Origin of the sequence: uncultured Bacteroides sp. (assembly GCF_949298305.1) — a bacterium.
Classification (GTDB): domain Bacteria; phylum Bacteroidota; class Bacteroidia; order Bacteroidales; family Bacteroidaceae; genus Bacteroides.
On sequence record NZ_CASFWU010000149.1, the window covers coordinates 1 to 3,967 of the forward strand.

The window sequence follows — 3,967 nt, forward strand, 5'->3', positions numbered from 1 at the left end:
GTTTTTAAGTTTTTTAGTTTTTAAGTTTTTAAGTTTAGTTGACGAGGGGACGAGGCTTCAGGCAACGAGGAAGGGGGGAGTTTAGTTGACGAGGGGACGAGGCTTCAGGCTACGAGGGGTGGGCTTGTTCCCCCGTTAACTCGTCCTCTTCTCCTCTTGTCAACTCGTTAACTTGTCTCCTTGTCAACTCGTTAACTTGTCTCCTTGTCAACTCGTTAACTTGTCAACTTGTCTCCTAAATTTTACTTCTCGTTATAAATCACCTCCAGCACCGTCTGTCCCACGGCGTTGAGCGTACCTTTGTCTATCACGTCCATGTTGTCGTCCGTGGTATGCCAGAAGTCGCCGAAGCCCGTGTCGCAGTTGGGGTCGTAGTTGATGATGTCCACACAGGGAATCCCGCGCAGGTTGTAGACGTAGAGGTGGTCGTCGGTCACCTCGGTGCCGTCCTGTTTGGGGAAGAACCTTTCAAAGCCCAGACGGTGGGCCGCCTCCCAGATTTTCTTCACCTGCTTGCTGGCCGTGCGCTTGGAGAAGAGTTCCTGATAGAACGTGGCGTTCTTGCCGCCCACCATGTCCAGCAGGATGCCGTAGCGGGCGTTGTAGCCGGACACGTGGGGCACGCGTCCCCAGTATTGCGAGCCCAGGCACCAGGTGTCGGCCTTGTAAGCGCCTTTGTAGAAGGAGGGGATGCCGTAGTCTTCGGCGTCGAAGAAGATGATGTCGATGCCGATGGCGGGTGCCTGGCGTTGCAGCTGGCGGGCAACCTCCAGCAGCACGCCCACCCCGCTGGCGCCGTCGTTGGCTCCCAGAATGGGGGTCTGCTGCTGCTTGGCGTCGCTTTCCTCGTCGGCGTAGGGACGGCTGTCCCAGTGGGCGCAGAGCAGCACACGCCGGCGGCTGTCGGGGTTATAGGCACCGATGATGTTGCGCGCCTTCAGGATGGTGTTGTCGTAGGCCACGAGGTCGGCGTACTGGTTGTAGACCTTGGCACCGAACTGCTCCAGTCTGGCGGCCAGATAGTCGCCACAAGCCCGGTGGGCGGCGGTGTTGGGCACGCGGGGACCGAAGTCCACCTGTGCCTTGACGTACTGCCAGGCGCTGTCAGCGTCAAACTGCGGCACGCTGACAGCTTCTGTCTGTCCGCTTTCTTCCTTGGCGGCCTCGGCCGACTTGCGGTTGGTACTGCACGAGGCCGCCGTGGCAGCCAGGAGCAGAAGCAGGGAGATGAAAATGCTGTTCCGTTTCATATCGTTGGGTTGTTAAAGCTTAATTTCACTTCTTTGCGGCCCACTTCCAGTGTCACCGCGGCGCCGCAGACCAGCGGCAGGTTCATCGTGACGTGCCCCACGGGGAAGTTGAAGCAGACGGGATAGTCGTAGTCCTTCAGCACGTCGGCCAGAGCCGCGTAGAGTTCCTTGCCCAGCTGCTTCTTCTCTTCGTACTCGGTGAACTGCCCGATGATGAGGCCCGAAAGGCGTTCCAGCACGCCGCCCAGCTTCAGGTTGTACACCATGCGCTCGATGGCGTGGGGCCGTTCGCCCACGTCCTCGATGAAGAGCACGGTGCCCTCGGGCGGAATGTCGTAGGGCGTGCCGCGCAGCCCGTAGGCGACGGCCAGGTTGCCTCCGCGCAGCGTGCCTTCGGCCGTGCCGCGGTGGTTCAGCTTGTGTGCCTCGCAGGTGTAGCCGAAGCCGCCTCCGGCCGTGGCGGCGGCTCCGAAGAGGATGTCGCGCAGGGCCTGTGTGCAGAAGTCGTCGGCAGGCTCCACCGTGAGGTGGCGCGCCATGGGGGCGTGGAGCGAGGCGAAGCCGTTGGCCTGGAACACGTTGTGCAGGGCGGTGATGTCGCTGAAGCCCACAAGCCACTTGGGGTGCTGGCGGAAGCGGCCGAAGTCCAGCTTGTCCACCAGATGCACGGCTCCGTATCCGCCGCGGCTGCAGAAGATGACTTTGGCCTTCTCGTCGTCCATGGCCGCCTGCAGGTCTTCGAGGCGCTGCCTGATGGTGCCGGCATAGGCACCGTTGGAGCCGCCCGCATGCGGGGCCACAACCACCTCCAGCCCCCAGGACTCCAGCCGTTTGCGGGCACCCTTCAGGAAGGCTTTGTCTATCTTGCCCGAAGGGGAGATGATGACCACGCGGTCACCTTCTTGAAGGTAAGGAGGGAAAATGAGGCTGTCCATATTTCTTGATTTGTCTACTTTGCTGCAAAAGTACACAATTTCGCCACAGGGCAAACAGGGTTGGGGATAGTTTTTTATTCAAGCCCCGGTTTTACCGGAACCTGCAGGAGTCAAAGGAGCGGGAAGCTGGTATCGCCCGCCAGGCAGGCATAGGAGTTAAAGGCCGACGGGGCGCGCTGCCGGAGATTCCCATATTACGGTACTACCGGATTTAATTTCCGGCGGAGCGGAGCGAAGCGGCGGTTTCCATAACCTCCTAACTTCCGGAGGCGCCTTAAACCCGGCACTCAGTTTTCCACCGGTGGTGCACGACAAGGGCAAAGAAGCGCGGAGTCTGCCATTGCGGGCCGGGAAGCAGTCAGAGAAACGGGCGGCCAGGCCGACGCCAACCGGCGGCTCGGGACGCATGCCCGCACCCCGCCAGGACGATGCTTGCACGGTCTGCGGACGATGCTTGCACGGTCCGTGAACAATGCTTGCACGGTCTGCCGACAATGCTTGCACGGCCTAAGCGCTGATTATCAGGGGCGGGAAGTAGCCTCTGCCGTCCGCCGTCAGGAGCCCGGAAGGGGCCGCCGCACGGAAAATCTAACAAAATGATATTAAACATCTGAAATTTTACCTGCATCCATGCGTCGTTTCTCGACATTTTTTCAGATATTTGCTAAAAATCTTACGTTATGGAACCTATTCGCACATTTGACCAGCTGACCGCACATCTGAAGAATCTGAACCGCAGGAAGCGCATCGCCGTGGTTTGCGCCAACGACCCCAATACGGAATATGCCATTGCCCGCGCCCTGGAGGAGGGCATCGCGGAGTTCCTGATGATTGGCGACTCGTCCATCCTGGAGCGCTATCCCACCCTGAAGAACTATCCGCAGTATGTGAAGACGCTCCACATCGAGGACCCCGACGAGGCGGCCCGCCAGGCCGTGCGCATCGTGCGCGAGGGCGGGGCGGACATTCTGATGAAGGGCATCATCAACACCGACAACCTGCTGCGCGCCATTCTGGACAAGGAGCACGGCCTGCTGCCCAAGGGCAAGATACTGACCCACCTGGCCGTCATGCAGATACCGACGTACGACAAGCTGCTGTTCTTCTCGGACGCCGCCGTCATCCCGCGGCCCACGCTGCAACAGCGCATCGAAATGATATGGTACGCCATCCGCGCCTGCCGCCACTTCGGCATCGAGCAGCCGCGCATCGCCCTGATACACTGCACGGAGAAGGTCAGCGCCAAGTTCCCCCACTCGCTGGACTATGTGAACATCGTGGAGCTGGCCGAGGCGGGCGAGTTCGGCAACGTCATCATCGACGGCCCGCTGGACGTGAAGACCTCGTGCGAGAAGACCAGCGGCGACATCAAAGGCATCGTTTCGCCCATCAACGGCGAGGCCGACGTACTCATCTTCCCCAACATCGAGTCGGGCAACACCTTCTACAAGGCCGTCTCCCTGTTCTCGCACGCCGACATGGCGGGCCTGCTGCAAGGCCCCGTCTGCCCCGTGGTGCTGCCCTCGCGCAGCGACAGCGGGCTGTCCAAGTATTACAGCATCGCCATGGCCTGCCTGACAAGCGGGGAGCAGGCTGGGGAGTTGGAAGGAGGGGGTTAAAGGGAGGGAGTTAAAGGGAGTTAGAAGGAGTTAGAGGGAGTTAGAGGCCGATAGCTTTGTTGCGGTTAGACGGAGTTATCGTTTCGCTCAAGGAGATAAAGCCCGATAGGTTTGTTGCAGTTAGACGGAGTTATCGTTTCGCTCAAGGAGATAAAGCCCGATA

Annotated in this window: 3 protein-coding genes; 1 reads left to right on the plus strand and 2 read right to left on the minus strand. The window is 59.9% G+C overall.

Features of this window, described 5'->3' with window-relative positions:
• Positions 1-242: 242 nt before the first annotated feature.
• A complete protein-coding gene (locus tag Q1Y74_RS13665; RefSeq protein ID WP_300814843.1) occupies positions 243-1,250 on the minus strand; it encodes a M28 family peptidase in 1,008 nt (335 codons plus the stop codon).
• Complete coding sequence (locus Q1Y74_RS13670) at positions 1,247-2,185, minus strand: LD-carboxypeptidase (RefSeq protein WP_300814844.1); 939 nt, start codon at positions 2,183-2,185, stop codon at positions 1,247-1,249. Before Q1Y74_RS13670 ends, Q1Y74_RS13665 begins: the two co-directional genes overlap by 4 nt.
• 680 nt (positions 2,186-2,865) lie before the next feature.
• Here Q1Y74_RS13670 and Q1Y74_RS13675 point away from each other — a divergent pair.
• On the plus strand, positions 2,866-3,804 hold the full coding sequence (locus tag Q1Y74_RS13675) for a phosphate acyltransferase (protein WP_300814845.1): 939 nt from the start codon (positions 2,866-2,868) through the stop codon (positions 3,802-3,804).
• The last annotated feature ends 163 nt before the right edge of the window (positions 3,805-3,967 follow it).